This window comes from Actinoplanes nipponensis (assembly GCF_016862275.1).
Lineage (GTDB): Bacteria > Actinomycetota > Actinomycetes > Mycobacteriales > Micromonosporaceae > Actinoplanes > Actinoplanes nipponensis.
On record NZ_BOMQ01000020.1, the window covers coordinates 53,722 to 69,844 of the forward strand.

Here is a 16,123-nt window from a genome sequence, read left to right on the forward strand (position 1 = left end):
GGCCCGCGGAGGAGGAACCAGTGGAGCTGCGGGCGGTCGTCTTCGACCTCGACGGCGTCATCATCGACACCGAGGAGGTCTGGGAGCAGGTACGCCGGGGCTACGTCGCCGAGCACGGCCGCGAGTTCCTCCCGGACACCCAGAGCAGGATGATGGGCATGAGCACCGGCGAGTGGTCCACCCACCTGAGCGCCGAGGTGGGTGTGCCCCGTACCCCCGAGCAGGTCGCCGCCGACGTGCTGGCCCGGATGGCCGAGCGCTACCGCACGGACCTGCCGCTGATCCCGGGCTCGGTGGCGGCGGTGCGGCGCATCGCCGAACGCTTCCCGGTCGCCCTGGCCAGTTCCTCGGCGCGGGTGCTCATCGACCAGGTGCTGCGGACGGCGGGCCTGGCCGGCACGTTCCGGGTGACGCTGTCGACCGAGGAGGTGCCCCGGGGCAAGCCGGCGCCGGACGTCTACCTGGCCGCGGTCGAGCGCCTCGGCCTGGCCCCGGAGGCCTGCGCGGCGGTCGAGGACTCCAGCAACGGCCTGCGCTCGGCGGCCGCCGCCGGGCTCCGGGTCATCGCCGTGCCGCACGGCGTCTACCCGCCGGCGGCCGACGCCCTGGCCCTGGCCGACCTGGTCGTCACCGGACTGGACGAGCTGACGGTGGAGGCGGTCGAGAAGCTGGGCTGAGCGGGCCGGTCAGGGCCGGCGGCCCGCCAGGACGCAGAACTCGTTGCCCTCCGGGTCGGCGAGCACGACCCAGCTCACGTCCGGCCCCTGGCCCACGTCGGCGGGCCGGGCGCCCAGCCCGAGCAGCCGCCGGACCTCCTCGTCCTGCTCGCGGTCGGTGGCGTTGACGTCGATGTGCAGGCGGTTCTTGCCGGCCTTGCCCTCGGGCACGGGCGCGAAGGTCAGCACCGGCGGCACCGGCCCGGTGCCCGCCCGGCCCTCCGGCCCGGGCGGGGGCCCGATGGTGACGCTCCCGTCGTCGGGGTCCTCGCTCCGCACCTCGTAGTCCAGGACCGCGCACCAGAACCGGGCGAGCGCGCGCGGATCGGCACAATCGATCGCGAGCTCGGTGAACTTACTGGCCACGTCGTGATCTCCCGTCGGTCGGCCGCACCTCCGGCTGCCGGTCGCCCTCGTAGTGCGGCAGGTCGATGCCGGCGCTGCGTTGGCCGACGACCCGGTACGTCATTGTCATGAACCACCCCTGATTGTGCAGCCAGTTACGGATGGCCAGGCCGTGCGCCGTCCGGGGGGCCAGGAACCGGCCCGCCCCGGAACCGCCGTTCTGCGCACGCCGGGCGAAGGGCCTGATCCGCTCCTGGTAGCGGCGGAAGGCCACGGTGTGGTCCCCGCCGGCCGCCGCCAGCTCGCCCGCCAGCGTGTACGCCGCGATCAGCGCCGTACCGTTGCCCATCCCGCCGATGGTGGCGCCGCACGCCGCGTCGCCGACCAGCGCGACGCGCCCCCGCCACCAGGGCTCGATGTCCACCCGGCAGATCTGGTCGAAGTACAGGTCGTCCGCCTGGTCCAGGGCGGCCAGCATGCGCGGCACCTCCCACCCCAGGTCGGCGAAGCGCTCGTGCAGCAGGCGTTTCTGCGCGCCGGTGTCGTGCCGGTCGTAGCTGAGCTCGTCCGCCGCGAAGGCGACGAAGGCGCCGGCCCGGGCCGGGTCCCGGTGGTCGCCGCCGATCGAGGCGAGCCGCCCGGGGGTGTTGTAGTTCAGCGTGTCGCGGCCCAGCCCGAGGTGGTTGGGCATGGGCCAGCCGGCCACGTAGTAGCCGAGGTGCCGGACGTACCGCCGTTCCGGGCCGAAGGCGAGCCGGCGCACGTTGGAGTGCACCCCGTCCGCGCCGATCACCAGGTCGAAGGTGCGCTGCGTGCCGGAGGCGAAGGTGACGTCGACGCCGGCCGGGGTCTCGGCCAGCCCGGCGATGCTGTCGCCGAAGACGTACTCGGTCTCCCGGCCGGCCGCGCAGAGGATCCGGGACAGGTCGCCGCGCAGGATCTCGACGTCGCCGCCGGCGAAGTCGGAGGGCATCTCCATGGTCCGCCGGCCGTCCGCGTCCACGAACCGCATCGCGGTGCCGCCGGTCTGCACCGCCCGCAGCTCGTCCAGCACGCCCATTCTCCGCAGCAGGCCCAGGTGCACGGGGCCGCGGAAGTCCACCGCGTTGCCGCCGGTGCGCAGCGCCGGGGCGATCTCGACGACGGTGGGCCGGAAGCCGTGCCGGCCCAGCCAGTAGGCCAGGGCGGGCCCGGCGATGCTCGCGCCGGAGATGAGAACGCTGCCGGTCATGGCGGCTCCAAACTGTGTCCGTAGGAATCAGTTATTTCTGTGTACGGTAGAGACAGTTGTCGTCGAAGCGCAAGAGGGTCGTCCGATGTCGGTGGAATTCCTGTGGGGCGCGCGGGCCCAGCCCACGCGCGGGCCGAAGCCGGCGCTGAGCCTGGAGAGCATCGCGAACGCCGCGATCGCCGTCGCCGACGCCGAGGGCCTGGCCGCGGTCTCGATGCAGCGGGTCGCCGCCGAGCTGGGCAAGACCAAGATGTCGCTGTACCGCTACCTGCCCGGCAAGGCGGAGCTGGTGGCGCTGATGATCGAGCGGGCCATCGGCGAGCCGCCGGTGCTGCGGGCGGCCTCCTGGCGCGCGGCGCTCACCGCCTGGTCGCAGCTGCTCCACGCGGCCTACCTGCGGCACCCGTGGTCGGTCGACGCCACGGTCGGGCGGCGCCCGCTCGGCCCGCGCGAGCTGGGCTGGATGGAGAGCGCCCTCGCCGCCCTGGGCACCGGATCGGGGCTCACCGGGGCCGAGCGCCTGGACGCCGTCGCGGTGCTCGCCGGGCACGCCCGGATGCTGGCCCAGCAGGCCGCCGCCCAGCTCGACGAGCACGGCATGGCCACGGCGATGGCCGAGGTCATGACGCTGCACGGCGACCGCTTCCCGCACCTGACCGCGGCGATGCGGGCCACGGCCGAACAGGGCGGGCAGGACGACGCGTTCGCCTTCGGGGTGGAGCGCATCCTCGACGGGTTGCAGGCCCTGGTCGACCGCCGGGCCGGCTCCGGAGAAAGATGATCGTCGATCGGCCGGACAGGTGTGAATGATCCTCACGACGGGTAACGCAGCCTCCGACCGCACAGGGAGGTGCCCGTGGAGACGCTGGCGGCTGAGGCGCTACGGCTCGATCTCGACGTAATCGACTACCTGATCCTCGCGATCTATTTCGCGACCGTCCTGGGCGTCGGCTTCGCCGCCCGCAGAGCCATCCGCACCAGCGCCGACTTCTTCCTCTCGGGCCGATCGATGCCCGCCTGGGTCACCGGCCTGGCGTTCGTCTCGGCCAACCTGGGCGCCCTGGAGATCATCGGCATGGCCGCCAACGGCGCCCAGTACGGCCTGATGACGCTGCACTACTACTGGATCGGCGCCGTGCCGGCGATGGTCTTCCTCGGCATCGTGATGATGCCCTTCTACTACGGCTCCAAGGTCCGCAGCGTCCCGGAGTTCCTGCGGTTGCGGTTCAACCGGCCGACCCACCTGTTCAACGCGCTCAGCTTCGCCACCGCCCAGGTGCTGATCGCCGGCGTCAACCTGTACGCCCTCGCCCTGGTGCTGGACGCGCTGCTGGGCTGGCCGCTCTGGGTGTCGATCGTGATCGGCGCGGCGATCGTGCTGACCTACATCGGCATCGGCGGGTTGTCGTCGGCCATCTACAACGAGGTGCTCCAGTTCTTCGTGATCCTGGCCGGGCTGATCCCGATCACCATCGTCGGCCTGGTCAAGGTCGGCGGCATCGACGGCCTGTTCGCCGCGGTGCGCGACAGCGACCTCGGCGACGCCGCCCTGCACACCTGGCAGGGCACGGCCAGCTCGGCCAACCCGCTGGGCGCCAACTGGATCGGCATCGTCTTCGGCCTGGGCTTCGTGCTCTCGTTCGGCTACTGGACCACGAACTTCGCCGAGGTGCAGCGGGCCCTGTCGGCCAAGAACATGAGCGCCGCCCGGCGTACCCCGATCATCGGCGCCTTCCCGAAGCTGCTCATCCCGGCGGTCACGGTCATCCCCGGCCTGATCGCCATCGTCACGGTCAAGGGGCTCGGCGCCGACGAGGGCGACTACGTCTACAACAACGCCATCCCGCTGCTCATGCGCGACCTGCTGCCCAACGGCGTGCTCGGCGTCGCGGTCACCGGCCTGATCGCCTCGTTCATGGCGGGCATGGCGGCCAACGTCAGCGGCTTCAACACCGTCTTCACGTACGACATCTGGCAGACCTACATCCGCCGGGACCGCTCCGACGAGTACTACCTGCGGATCGGCCGGGTCGCCACGGTCGGCGGCATCATCATCGGCATCGGCACCGCGTTCATCGCGGCCGGCTTCAGCAACATCATGAACTACATCCAGGCGCTGTTCTCGCTCTTCAACGCCCCGCTGTTCGCCACCTTCATCGTCGGCATGTTCTGGAAGCGGATGACCGCCTGGGCCGGCTTCTGGTCGCTGCTGCTGGGCACCGCGTCGTCGCTCACGCTGTACCTGCTCTACCTGGCCGACGCCGTCACGTTCAACTCCGACCTGGAGGAGAGCTTCTGGGGCGCCGGGCTGGCCTTCGTCACGGCCGTCGTGGTCGCCGTGGCGGTGACCCTGATCACCGAGTCCAAGCCGGACGACGAGCTGCGCGGCCTGGTCTACGGCCTGGGCGGGCCCACCACCTCCGGCGAGGTGATCCTGGCGGGCGACAAGGTCTGGTGGCGCAACCCCGTGCTGCTCGGCGGGATCGCCGTCGCGCTGGCCTTCCTGCTCTACATCCCCGTCTGGTAACCGGCGCGAGCCGCGAGAGGAGTCGTCATGTCGCAGGAGTCCGACCGTCCCGGCGACGAGCAGCCGGCCGAGGGCGCGGATCAGGAGAAGGTGTCCGCGGCCGCCCGGTTGTTCGACGTCCGCCGGGTGATCGGCGGTCTGTTCGTGGTCTACGGGCTGATCGTCACGCTGCTCGGGTTGTTCGACGACAGCGCCGACATCGACAAGGCGCAGGGCGTGCGGATCAACCTCTGGATGGGCCTGGCGATGCTGGCGCTGGGCGGGTTCTTCCTGCTCTGGCTCCGGTTGAGCCCCACCGAGGTGCCCGCCACGGAAGCGGATCCGGAGGCCGACGCGGGCCCCCGGAAGGCCGCCGGGACCTGAACGGCAACCGGGGCCGCCCGTTTGATGGAGAAGCCGGTGCGACCCGGGTGCAACACGGTTGCACCCCCACCCCGAACCTTCCGATCGGGTGGGGGTGCTTCCGATACTCAGGTCATGGAACCCCTCGCCTCAGTTAGCTTCGCTGGCGGAGCCGGACAGCGGCCCGCCGGCTGGCAGATGCAGCTTCGCGTTGACTACGCCGTCAACAAGGTCATGCAGACGCATCGCGGTCAGTCCGAGGATGCGGTTGCCCAGGCCATCCAGGATGAGCTCCGCACTGTCGGAGTGGTGCCCAACGGCCGGCAGATCGCGCAGTACGCCGCGGTCATCTCCAGCCTGCCGCTGCTGCCGCCCAACAACCGTACGTAGTCAGCGGGCCGGGAAGCGCAGGATCCGGTCGTCGCCGTCCCGGACGTCCCCCCGGCCGTCCGTGTTCGAGGTGGTGAGCCAGAGCGCGCCGTCCGGCGCGACGGCTACCGTTCGTAGCCGCCCGTACCGCTCGGACAGCTCGGCCCTCGGCTCACCACCGCCGAGCGGCACGGTCCACAGCCGTTCCCCGCGCAGCGCGGCGACGTACAGGGTGCCGCCGGCGATCGCCGCCCCGGACGGCGAGGCGTCCTCGGTGCGCCACGTGACCATCGGGTCGGCGTACCCGGCGCGGCCGCCCTTGCCCTCGACCTCGGGCCAGCCGTAGTTCCGGCCGGCCTCGATCCGGTTGACCTCGTCGAAGCGGTTCTGACCGAACTCGATGCCGTACATCGTGCCGTCCGCCGCCCAGGCGAGGCCCTGCACGTTGCGGTGCCCCAGGCTCCAGACCGGCGAGCCGGCGGTCGGGTTGCCCGGCGCGGGGTCGCCCTGCGGGGTCAGCCGCAGGATCTTGCCGTTGCTGTCGCCGGCGTCCTGCGCCGCGCTGCCGTCGCCCGCGTCGCCGGTGCCCACGTAGAGCATCCGGTCCGGGCCGAACGCGATCCGGCCGCCGTTGTGGATGCCGGCCCGGTCGATCCCGTCGAAGATCACTTCCGGGGTCCCGCCGCCGAGCTTGAACCGGACGATCCGGTTGTCGTCGCGGGCGGTGTGGTACGCGTACACCCACTTCGTCTCGGCGTAGTCGGGCGCGACCGCGAGACCGAGCAGGCCGCCCTCGCCGCCGGCCGAGACGCCCGGCACCGTGAAGACCCGCTGCGGCGCGCCCCCGCCGGTACGTACCCGCAGCACGTCGCCGCTGTCCCGCTCGGCGACCAGGGCGCTGCCGTCGGGCAGGAAGGCCAGGCCCCACGGCACGTCGAGACCGGTCGCGACGGTTTCCGGGGCGCTCAGATCGGGCGTGCCGCCGCCGGTCGACGGGGCGGCCGGAACGGGCGCGGTGGACGGCGCGGAGGCGGCTGGGGGTTCGGGAGCGGCGGCCGGCTCCGCGCTGGAACAGGCGGCCAGCAGGACCGCGCTCGCTGCGGTAACAGCTGCTTTCCAGCGCACTCCGGACCGATCGGCGGTTGACATGGCACCCACCGTGCCTCGGCTTTCTGGGAGAAAGCTGAACGGGTGCGACCGTTATCAAGTATTCACCGATCCATGCAGGTACATGCTTGACAGCCTGCGGCGATGGCCGGGAGGGTCCACTCACGACCTTCCCACCCATGGAGGCTCCCACATGACCTCAGCCCGCCGGGCTACCGCCTGCGCGTTATCTCTTCTGACAGTGGCTGCCGCGGCCCTGTCCGGGATCGCGCCTGCGGCCGCCGTACCACCCGGGGACGACCTCGCGGTGTACGTCGGCACCCTCGACGCAGCACAGCTCGAACGCCTTCGTGCGGTCGGCATCGACCACGACGAGAGCGCCGTGACCGCCGCCGCCGACGGCAAGGTCACCGTTCAGCCCATCCTCGGCCGGCGTCAGGCGGAAGCCCTCGTCAAGGCCGGTGTCCCGTTGACCGAGAAGCGCGCCACCAAGGCCATGCGCAAGCAGGCCGTGGCCGGTCCCACGGTGTTCCGGCAGTACAACGCCCCGGGCGGTCTCCGCGAGGAGCTGGCCCAGACGGTGGCCGCGAACCCGCGCATCGCCAAGCTCGTCACGGTCGGCAAGAGCCTGCGCGGCGTGCCGATCCAGGCCGTCAAGGTCACCCGCGACGCGCGCTACGTGCCGGACGGGCGCCGCCCCGCGGCGATCTACCTCGGCGCCCAGCACGCCCGTGAGTGGATCACCCCCGAGATGACCCGCCGCCTGATGCACCACGTCATCGACGGCTACGGCACCGACCCGGCGCTGACCAAGCTGGTCAACACCACCGAGCTGTGGTTCCTGCCGGTGGCCAACCCGGACGGCTACGACTTCACCTTCACCGAGGGCCACCGGCTGTGGCGCAAGAACCTGCGCGACAACAACGGCGACGGGGAGATCACCCCGGGCGACGGCGTCGACCTCAACCGCAACTTCGCGGAGAAGTGGGGCTACGACAACGAGGGCTCGTCGCCCGACCCGGCCAGCGAGACCTACCGCGGCACGGGCCCGAACTCCGAGCCCGAGACCAAGGCGCTGGACGCGCTGTTCCGGCGGGTCGGCTTCGAGTTCCTGGTCAACTACCACTCGGCCGCCGAGCTGCTGCTCTACGGCATCGGCTGGCAGGTGAGCACGCCCAGCCCGGACGACCAGATCCAGATCGCCCTGGCCGGCGACGACGCGCACCCCGCCGTGCCCGGCTACGACCCGGACATCTCGGCCGAGCTCTACACCACCAACGGCGACACCGACTTCCACGCCCAGGTCCGCTACGGCGCGCTCGGGTTCACCCCGGAGATGAGCACCTGCGAGACCATCTCCAACCTGTACCCGGACGACCAGTGGAAGGCGGAGGACTGCGAGAGCGGCTTCAACTTCCCGGACGACGAGAAGCTGATCCAGGACGAGTTCCTGAAGAACCTGCCGTTCGCGCTCTCGGTCGCCCAGTCGGCCAAGCAGCCGGACCGCCCGGTGTCGACGGTCGGGCGCAGCACCGCCGACCTGACCGTGGACGCGTTCGACACCTCGTACGGCTCGCGCCAGCAGGTCGCCGTGACCGCCCGTCGCAGCCTGCGCGACGTCACCCTGCACTACCGGATCAACGGCGGGCGCGAGCGCACCGACCGGACCCGGGAGTGGCGCGGCGGCGAGCGCTACGGCGACGGCGTCGACAAGTACTTCGCCGAGCGCCGCGGCACGGTCACCCGGGCCCGCGCCAAGGACAAGGTGCAGGTCTGGTTCACCGCCCGCAACGGCCGCAAGACCATCAAGTCGGCCCCGTTCACCTACACCGTCGCCGACAAGATCGGCGGTGACGTGCTGGTGCTCGCCGCCGAGGACGTCACCGGCGTCTCGCCGGCCAACACCGACGGCGCGACCAGCGCCCGGTACGCCGCCGCGCACGTGGCGGCCCTCAAGAGCGCCGGCCGCTCGGCCGACGTCTACGACATCGACGCCCGCGGCCGCAAGGCGCCGCACCCGCTCGGCGTGCTCTCGCACTACAAGGCCGTGCTCTGGGAGACCGGCGACGACATCATCCCGCGGGCCGGCGGCCAGCCGGGCGGCACGGTGGCCCGCTCCGCCCTGGAGACCGAGCTGGCCGTCCGCGACTACCTGAACGAGGGCGGCAAGCTGCTGCTCAGCGGCAAGTACGCCGGCTTCGCCCAGGGCGCGAACGGCGCGTACGTGTACCAGCCGGAGGGCCCGGCGGAGTGCCTCGCGGCGGACGACCCGACCTGCCTGCCGCTGGGCAACGACTTCGAGCAGTACTGGCTCGGCGCGTACTCGTACGTCGACGACGGGGGCACCAGCCCGGAGGGCACGCCGTACCCGGTGGTCGGCACCTCCGGAGCCTTCAAGGGCTTCACCGGCCACCCGGCCGGCGACCACACCGCGGCGTTCCTGGCCACCTCGAGCTTCCTGCCCAAGGCCCAGTTCCCGCAGTTCGCCAGCGCGGCCCCGCTCGACTGGCAGCAGCCCGGCGCCGCGCCGTACGACCCGTACGACGGCGCCTGGTACCTGTGGAGCGGGCAGGCGGACGTCTCGTACAAGCGGCTCACGAAGACCGTCGACCTGACGGCCGCGACGGCCGCGCGCCTGAAGTTCCAGACGTCGTTCGACACCGAGGCCGGCTGGGACTTCATGTTCGTCGAGGCGCACGTGGTGGGCACCGACGACTGGACCACGCTGCCGGACGCCGGCGGGCTGACCACCACCGACACCGGTGACAGCTGCCAGTCCGACATCGAGACGATCCACCCGTTCCTGCTGCACTACCAGGGCGAGGGCTGCACCTCGACCGGCACCACCGGCACCTGGAACGCGGCCACCGGCAACAGCGCCGGCTGGAAGCAGTTCGACGCCGACCTGAGCGCCTACGCGGGCAAGCAGGTCGAGGTCTCGATCTCCTACATGTCGGACTGGGGCACCCAGGGCCTGGGCGTCTTCCTGGACGACGTCCGGGTCGAGGTCAACGGCGCGGTGGCGCAGCAGACCTCGTTCGAGAGCGACCTCGGCGGCTGGACCGTCGCCGGGCCGCCCCCGGGCTCGGGCAAGAACAGCTCCGACTGGGCGCGCAGCCAGCTCGCCTTCGACTCCGGCGCCGGGGTCACCACCGCGGACAGCGTCTACCTGGGCTTCGGCCTGGAGGGGCTGCCCACGGCGGAGCGGGTCGACCTGGTCCGCCGGGCCCTGCGTCACCTGAAGAGGTAAGCCTCTTTCGGAGGGAAACCGCCAGAACCGCAGACCGCGCCGCGCGCTTGCTCTAGACAGGAGGCGCGCGGCGCGCCTGCCGGGCAGGGCGGAGAGACAACCGGTGCGAGCACAGACACGGCCGATCCTGGCCGCGTTCCTGACTGTCCTGGCCGCGGTGACCTCCGTCGCGACCCCCGCGTACGCGGTACGCGGGGGCGCGCCGCAGTGGCGGGCCTGCGCGGAGGACGCCACCGCCCAGTGCGCCACGCTGACCGTGCCCGTCGACTGGGCCCGGCCGTACGGGCCGTCCGTGGCCGTAGCGCTGGCCCGCCGCCCGGCCGCCGACCCGCGCCACCGGATCGGCACCCTGGTGGTGAATCCCGGCGGTCCCGGTGGCTCGGGTGTCGACTTCACCCTCGAGAGCGCCGGGTTCTTCACCCCGGAGCTGCGCCGACGCTTCGACATCGTGGGTTTCGACCCGCGCGGGGTCTCACGGAGCCACCCCATCGTCTGCACCACCACGGTGCTGACCGCCGCCCCGCCGCCGGCCATCGACAGCGCGCGGGCGTACGACACGTTCGTCGCCTACAACCGCCGGCTCGACGCGGACTGCGCCAGGCGCACCGGGCCGCTGTACGGGCACGTGGACACGCTCAGCGTGGTGCGCGACGTGGAGGCGCTGCGGGCGGCGCTGGGCGAGGAGACGATCAGCTTCTACGGCGCGTCGTACGGCACCCTGCTCGGCCAGCAGTACGCCGAGCGCTACCCGCGGCGGATCCGGGCGATGGTGCTCGACAGCGTCATGGACCACACCGTCGACACCGACGGCTTCCTCGGCGGCGAGGCGCTCACCGCGCAGGACTCCTTCGACGAGTTCGTGGCCTGGTGCGCGCGCAGCACCGAGTGCGCCGTGCACGGCCGGGACGTGCGCGAACTCTGGGCCGGCCTGCTCGCCGCCGCGAGGGCCGGGACGCTGCGGGACCCGAACGACCCCACCTCTCACCTGAGCCTGTACGAGCTGGTGGCGGTGGCCTTCGGCTCCATGTACGACCCGCAGTGGCACGCGCTGGGCATCTTCATCCGGGACGCGGCGGCCGGCCCCGGCGCCCGGCGGCCCCGCGCCGCCCCGGTCGACGTGAGCGAGCACGGCTTCCACGCCGCCTTCTGCGACGACTGGTCGATGCCCGTCGCCGGGTACGCCGACCTGCGCGCCCGGCTCGACCGGATCGCCGCCACGGCGCCGCAGATGCCGTTCTCCCCGCTCGCGATCACCTCCGCGTACGGCTGCCTGGGCCGGCCGGGCCGCGTGGACAACCCGCAGCGGGCGCTGTCCCGGGCCCGGACCGGTCCGGTGCTGCTGGTCAACGCGCGGCACGACCCGGCCACGCCGCACGTCTGGGCCCGCCACGTGGCCGCCCAGCTGGGGCCGGCGGCGTCCCTGCTGACCTACGAGGGCTGGGGCCACATCGTCTACGGCCGCAGCGACTGCGTGAGCGGGGCGGTGGACCGCTACATGCTGACCGTCCGTCCGCCCGCGGCCGGCGCCGGGTGCCCCGGGGTGGAACCGAAGGCGGCCGGGGTGGGCAGCATCGGTCCCGGCGTGGGGGTCCGCCGCGGTGATCGACATGGTCCGGGGGCTACCCAGCGGTAACACCGGTGAGTAGCGTGGCCACTACGGGCCTGCCCGCGGCCGTGCGGGCGGTGCCAGCCGTCCTCTCAGGCCAAGGGGGAAGACCGTGACCAAGCCGGCCGACGTCTCGGAGAAGCAGGCGCGACAGGTAGCCGAGGAAGCTCGCCAGGCCGAGTGGCGCAAACCGAGCTTCGGCAAGGAGCTGTTCCTCGGGCGACTGCGGCTCGACCTGATCGATCCCTGGCCGAGCCCCGAGCCCCGCCCCGACGCCGAGGACTTCCTGGCCAAGCTGGAGGCGTACCTGCGGGCCGAGGTGGACGGGGCGCTCATCGAGCGCGAGGCCCGCATCCCCGACGAGGTCTTCCGCGGCCTGGCCGGGCTCGGCGCGTTCGGCATGAAGATCGACAAGGAGTACGGCGGCCTCGGCCTGTCCAACCTGCACTACTGCCGGGCGCTGACCCTCATCGGCTCGGTCAGCCCGGCCGTGGGCGCGCTGCTGTCGGCCCACCAGTCGATCGGCGTGCCGCAGCCGCTCAAGACCTTCGGCACTCCCGAACAGAAGAAGGCGTTCCTGCCCCGGCTGGCTGCCGGCGAGGTGTCGGCGTTCCTGCTCACCGAGCCGGACGTGGGCTCCGACCCGGCCCGCCTGGGCACCGTCGCCGAGCCCGTCGAGGGCGGCTACCGGCTCAACGGGGTGAAGCTGTGGGCCACCAACGGCACCGTGGCGACCCTGCTGGTCGTGATGGCCCGGGTGCCCGGCAAGGGCATCACCGCCTTCGTGGTGGAAGGCGACGCGCCCGGCATCACGGTGGAACGGCGCAACGAGTTCCTCGGCCTGCGCGGGCTGGAGAACAGCGTGACCCGGTTCCACGACGTGTTCGTGCCGGGGGAGAACGTCATCGGCGGGCTCGGCAAGGGCCTCAAGATCGCGCTGACCACGCTCAACACCGGCCGGCTGTCGCTGCCGGCGATGTGCGTGGGCGCGTCCAAGTGGTCGCTGGCCGTCGCGCGGGAATGGTCGGCCGCGCGGGTGCAGTGGGGCCGGCCGGTGGCCCAGCACGAGGCCGTCGCCCAGAAGATGGCCTTCATCGCCGCCACCACGTACGCGATGGAATCCACCCTGGACCTGTGCTGCGTGCTGGCCGACGACGACCGCAACGACATCCGCATCGAGGCCGCCCTGATCAAGCTGTTCGGCAGCGAGATGGCCTGGCAGGTCGCCGACGAGCTGATCCAGATCCGCGGCGGCCGCGGCTACGAGACGGCCGCGTCGCAGGCGGCCCGCGGCGAGCGCGCGGTCGAGGCCGAACAGGTGCTGCGCGACCTGCGGATCAACCGCATCTTCGAGGGCTCCACGGAGATCATGCACCTGCTCATCGCCCGCGAGGCGGTCGACGCGCACCTGTCGGTGGCCGGCGACATCATCGACCCGGAGGCCGGGATCGGCCGCAAGGCCCGCGCCGGGGCGCGGGCCGGGGCCTTCTACGCGAAGTGGCTGCCCACCCTGGCCGTTGGCCGCGGCCAGGCGCCGACCGGGTACGCCGAGTTCGGCCCACTCGCCCACCACGTGCGGTACGTCGAGCGGGCCTCCCGCAAGCTCGCCCGGTCGACGTTCTACGCGATGTCGCGCTGGCAGGGCGGGCTGGAACACAAGCAGGCCTTCCTCGGCCGCATCGTCGACATCGGCGCGGAACTGTTCGCCATGTCCGCGGTGTGCGTCCGCGCCCGCTCGGAGCGGGAGCACCGGGCGGCAGGCACGGAGCTGGCCGACCTGTTCTGCCGGCAGGCCCGGCTGCGGGCGGAGGCTCTGTTCGCCGCGCTCTGGGACAACACGGACCCGATCGACGTCGAGGCGTCCCGGCGGGTGGTGGCCGGCCGCTACGCCTTCCTGGAGGAGGGCATCATCTCGCGGCCGGCCGAGGGCGCCTGGGTGTCCGCCTGGGAGCCGGGCCCGGCCACGGTGGACGACGTGCGCCGCCGCATCCCCCCGTTCCCGAGCGGGGACTGACCCGGGCCGGGGCCGTCAGGCGGGACGGCTCATGGCCGCGCACAGGAGGGATCCCGCCGCCGCCGCGACGATCGTCAACGGCAACGCGCTGGTGAGCAGCGTCGCCGGGATCTCTCCCGAGCCGTACTGGCCGCGCAGCGCCAGCGCCGCGCCATAGGCCACCGCGGTGACGATGCCGCACGCGATCATCAGGGCCGGAAGCATCGCCCAGGCCGCGACCGCGAGTGTGGCGCGGCGGCTCCCGGCGGCAGCGTCGAAGGAACGCCGGTGCCGGGTGCAGCTGACGGCGGCGTCGAGCGCACCCGCCACCACGACGATGACGATGCCGATCATGGCCAGGAGGCGCACCCAGCCGGCGTCGTCGTGGGACTCGCGGACGGCGCCGAGCCATTCCTGGCCGGGCAGGCTGACCTCCGGCAGTGCCACGAGCGCGTACGCGGATCGGGCGATCGCCCGGTAGCCGGACGCGCCGTCGGGGTTCAGGACCAGCAGGGCCCGCAAGCCGTCCGGCCCCGGTGCTCCGGCGGAGCGGGCCCTGACTATTCCCAGCGTCAGGAGCGCGCGACCGAACTCGCTGGGCCGGATGGTGATCCGGTTGATCGGCGTGGGCGCGGACGGGCAGGTGGCACCGGACCCGAGCTGGGCCAGCGCGGCGCAGGCGCCGGTCACCACCACCCCGCCGTCCCGGGTCGTCACCCCGAGCACCCGCCCGGCGCCGAACCGCTCGACGAGCCGGGCTCGGCCGGCGGCCAGCTCACCGCTGGTGATCTGGACGATCCGGGCGCCGACGGTGGCGCGCAGGTGCAGGGCCCGGGCCTCTTCCGCGCCGGTACGCGTGACGGTGCACAGGACGACCGTGGAGCCGACGAGAACCAGGCCGAGCAGGGCGGCGAAGCGGGCGACCGGCGCGGACCCGGTGCGTAGCCAGCGCGCGGCGGCCGCCCGGTGCTCGTGGCCTCCGGCGGATGCGCCGAGCCGCCGACCGAACGCGACAGCGCCGCGGCGCGCCACGAACGGCGCCGTCACCAGGAGGACGAGACCAGCGCCACCGAGCACCCAGCCGTCGAGCGGCAGGCCCGTGGCGGCCAGGATCGCGACGATGACGGCGCCGGCGGCCAGGCGGCGCGGCCAGGCGCTCTCCGCCGACGGGCCACCGGCGCGGAGCGTCCGTCCGGCCGGACGCCGGTGAGCGGTGAGGTCCGGTATCGACGCGGCCACGGCGACACCGACAGCCGCGCCGGCGACGAGCGCGACGAAACGCTCGAGCCCTCCGCCGACATCGCCGGCCGTGAGCCGGAAACCGGTGATCGGCAGCGTGACGCCGGTCTCGAGAGCCCACCTCGCGAGCGCACCGGCCGTCGCGGCTCCCACGGCGGCGGCGACCAGCGTCTCGATCAACCAGCGGGCGAGCCCCGCCGGCGTTCGTTCCCGGGGGCGACGCCGCCGGGTCCGCCCGGCGACCCGGGCCAGGAGAACGGCGGGTGGACCGGCCAGGCCCACCACGAACCCGGCGAACACCTCCGGAGAGCGGTTGCGGGCGCTGCTCACCCAGGCGAAGGGGTGGGACCGGCCCCAGGCGGAGACCGGACGCCAACTCTCCGCCGCGGCGACCGGCGGGCCGACCGGCCGGTAGTAGACGAAGAACTCGTTGAGATCGGCCAGGCCGGCGGGCCCGATCGCGCCGGCGAACCTGCCGTACCGGCTTCGCAGGTCCCCCGTCCGGTCGGCGGCCAGCAGGGCCGGAGACAACCACGCCTCACCCGGCTCGGGCCAGCGGGACAGCCCCGGTGGCGGGGAGCCTCCGGCCAGCGGCACCAGGCCGACCACGGAGAACTGACGTCCGTCGAGGACATCACCGCTCTCCCCGTAACGGGCGATGGCCGGCGCGGCGCCGCTGACCATGACCGGCGACCGCTGGGACAACCGCTCCTGCCGGGCCGCGTCGACGTCATAGCCGCCCACCACGAGCCAACCAACCAACGACGCCACCGCACCGGCCAGAGCCACGGCGGCGGAACGCACGATCAGGGACACGTCAGTCCAATCGGTTGCGCGACGGGTCGGCGGCCGCCGGAGCGGCCGCCGACACCTCGGTGGGCCTAGTAGCCGGTCCGCACGGTGTTGCCGCAGCTCCAGCCGTACCATTCGCCGCGGCAGGCCGCGATGCGGTTGACCAGGGACGACTCGTACGCCGAGTCGGCGCACGTCCCGTTGCCGCCGTAGTTCTCGACGGCGGTGGTGCCGCCGTTGTTCATGTAGTACTCGGCCCTCACCGGCTTGCTGTCGCCCTTGCTGTCGCAGGACGTGACCTTGTGCCCGTAGCTCCAGTCGAAGGCGTACGAGCCGGTGATGCTGGCCGTCACCGCCTGGGCCGGCACCGGCGTCGCCAGGGCCCACGCACCGGCCAGCATCGCGGCCGCGAACCAGGTCTTCCCCACGCTTCTGATCATTCCCGTCCCTTTCGAGAGAACGCTGCCGCCGTCGATCGCCCGATGCGCCGGCCCGCGTCTGATGCGCTTACCAGGCTGAGACGCGCCGCCCCTGGTTCGGTACCGAGCCGGTCTCCGTCCGGTATTGCTGCGGTATCCCGCAGCGGATCCCGGATATCCGGTCATC

The 16,123-nt window shown here is 72.7% G+C and carries 13 protein-coding genes; 8 read left to right on the forward strand and 5 right to left on the reverse strand.

Features of this window, described 5'->3' with window-relative positions; genetic code table 11:
- The first annotated feature begins 20 nt into the window (after positions 1 to 20).
- Positions 21 to 677, forward strand: a complete 657-nt coding sequence (locus Ani05nite_RS08315; protein ID WP_203766538.1) for an HAD family hydrolase — start codon at positions 21 to 23, stop codon at positions 675 to 677.
- Between the two features lie 9 nt (positions 678 to 686).
- Here the strand turns inward: Ani05nite_RS08315 and Ani05nite_RS08320 are convergent, their stop codons facing one another.
- Positions 687 to 1,082: a VOC family protein gene (locus Ani05nite_RS08320; protein WP_203766540.1), complete on the reverse strand. Its 396-nt coding sequence runs from the start codon at positions 1,080 to 1,082 to the stop codon at positions 687 to 689.
- Entirely contained in the window at positions 1,072 to 2,292 is a 1,221-nt protein-coding gene (locus tag Ani05nite_RS08325) for an FAD-dependent monooxygenase (RefSeq protein ID WP_203766542.1), read from the reverse strand. The genes Ani05nite_RS08320 and Ani05nite_RS08325 overlap by 11 nt, the downstream gene beginning before the upstream one ends.
- Before the next feature lie 85 nt (positions 2,293 to 2,377).
- On the opposite strand from Ani05nite_RS08325, the gene Ani05nite_RS08330 reads away from it, so the two are divergent.
- The 4 genes from Ani05nite_RS08330 to Ani05nite_RS08345 all read left to right on the forward strand — a co-directional run bounded on the left by Ani05nite_RS08330 (position 2,378) and on the right by Ani05nite_RS08345 (position 5,551).
- Positions 2,378 to 3,073, forward strand: a complete 696-nt coding sequence (locus Ani05nite_RS08330) for a TetR/AcrR family transcriptional regulator C-terminal domain-containing protein (protein WP_203766544.1) — start codon at positions 2,378 to 2,380, stop codon at positions 3,071 to 3,073.
- 75 nt (positions 3,074 to 3,148) lie between these two features.
- Complete coding sequence (locus tag Ani05nite_RS08335) at positions 3,149 to 4,819, forward strand: sodium:solute symporter family protein (protein WP_203766546.1); 1,671 nt, start codon at positions 3,149 to 3,151, stop codon at positions 4,817 to 4,819.
- 27 nt (positions 4,820 to 4,846) lie between these two features.
- The gene (locus Ani05nite_RS08340; RefSeq protein ID WP_203766547.1) at positions 4,847 to 5,182 is read left to right on the forward strand and encodes a hypothetical protein; all 336 of its coding nucleotides are present in this window, start codon (positions 4,847 to 4,849) and stop codon (positions 5,180 to 5,182) included.
- Between the two features lie 114 nt (positions 5,183 to 5,296).
- Positions 5,297 to 5,551 (forward strand): hypothetical protein, encoded by a 255-nt coding sequence (locus Ani05nite_RS08345; RefSeq protein WP_239129479.1) that lies wholly within the window; start codon positions 5,297 to 5,299, stop codon positions 5,549 to 5,551.
- Here the strand turns inward: Ani05nite_RS08345 and Ani05nite_RS08350 are convergent, their stop codons facing one another.
- Complete coding sequence (locus Ani05nite_RS08350; RefSeq protein ID WP_203766548.1) at positions 5,552 to 6,679, reverse strand: PQQ-dependent sugar dehydrogenase; 1,128 nt, start codon at positions 6,677 to 6,679, stop codon at positions 5,552 to 5,554.
- 151 nt (positions 6,680 to 6,830) lie between these two features.
- Between Ani05nite_RS08350 and Ani05nite_RS08355 the strand changes: the two genes are divergently transcribed.
- The 3 genes from Ani05nite_RS08355 to Ani05nite_RS08365 all read left to right on the forward strand — a co-directional run bounded on the left by Ani05nite_RS08355 (position 6,831) and on the right by Ani05nite_RS08365 (position 13,507).
- Positions 6,831 to 9,887: a M14 family metallopeptidase gene (locus tag Ani05nite_RS08355; RefSeq protein WP_203766549.1), complete on the forward strand. Its 3,057-nt coding sequence runs from the start codon at positions 6,831 to 6,833 to the stop codon at positions 9,885 to 9,887.
- 103 nt (positions 9,888 to 9,990) lie between these two features.
- Positions 9,991 to 11,520 carry an alpha/beta hydrolase gene (locus Ani05nite_RS08360; protein ID WP_203766550.1) on the forward strand — a complete coding sequence of 510 codons (1,530 nt, stop codon included), beginning with the start codon at positions 9,991 to 9,993 and terminating at the stop codon, positions 11,518 to 11,520.
- Between the two features lie 85 nt (positions 11,521 to 11,605).
- The gene (locus Ani05nite_RS08365; protein ID WP_203766551.1) at positions 11,606 to 13,507 is read left to right on the forward strand and encodes an acyl-CoA dehydrogenase family protein; all 1,902 of its coding nucleotides are present in this window, start codon (positions 11,606 to 11,608) and stop codon (positions 13,505 to 13,507) included.
- A gap of 15 nt (positions 13,508 to 13,522) precedes the next feature.
- Here Ani05nite_RS08365 and Ani05nite_RS08370 read toward each other — a convergent pair whose 3' ends face one another.
- Both Ani05nite_RS08370 and Ani05nite_RS08375 read right to left on the reverse strand, forming a co-directional pair.
- Positions 13,523 to 15,541, reverse strand: a complete 2,019-nt coding sequence (locus Ani05nite_RS08370; protein WP_203766553.1) for a hypothetical protein — start codon at positions 15,539 to 15,541, stop codon at positions 13,523 to 13,525.
- Between the two features lie 65 nt (positions 15,542 to 15,606).
- Complete coding sequence (locus tag Ani05nite_RS08375; protein ID WP_203766555.1) at positions 15,607 to 15,945, reverse strand: hypothetical protein; 339 nt, start codon at positions 15,943 to 15,945, stop codon at positions 15,607 to 15,609.
- Between the last annotated feature and the right edge of the window lie 178 nt (positions 15,946 to 16,123).

Excerpts from the sequence above, each read along its gene's own strand:
- Ani05nite_RS08340 (WP_203766547.1), top strand. The coding sequence starts at position 4,847 with ATGTCGCAGGAGTCCGACCGTCCCGGCGACGAGCAGCCGGCCGAGGGC.
- Ani05nite_RS08345 (WP_239129479.1), top strand. The coding sequence starts at position 5,297 with ATGGAACCCCTCGCCTCAGTTAGCTTCGCTGGCGGAGCCGGACAGCGG.
- Ani05nite_RS08355 (WP_203766549.1), top strand. The coding sequence starts at position 6,831 with ATGACCTCAGCCCGCCGGGCTACCGCCTGCGCGTTATCTCTTCTGACA.
- Ani05nite_RS08350 (WP_203766548.1), bottom strand. The coding sequence starts at position 6,679 with ATGTCAACCGCCGATCGGTCCGGAGTGCGCTGGAAAGCAGCTGTTACC.
- Ani05nite_RS08330 (WP_203766544.1), top strand. The coding sequence starts at position 2,378 with ATGTCGGTGGAATTCCTGTGGGGCGCGCGGGCCCAGCCCACGCGCGGG.
- Ani05nite_RS08325 (WP_203766542.1), bottom strand. The coding sequence starts at position 2,292 with ATGACCGGCAGCGTTCTCATCTCCGGCGCGAGCATCGCCGGGCCCGCC.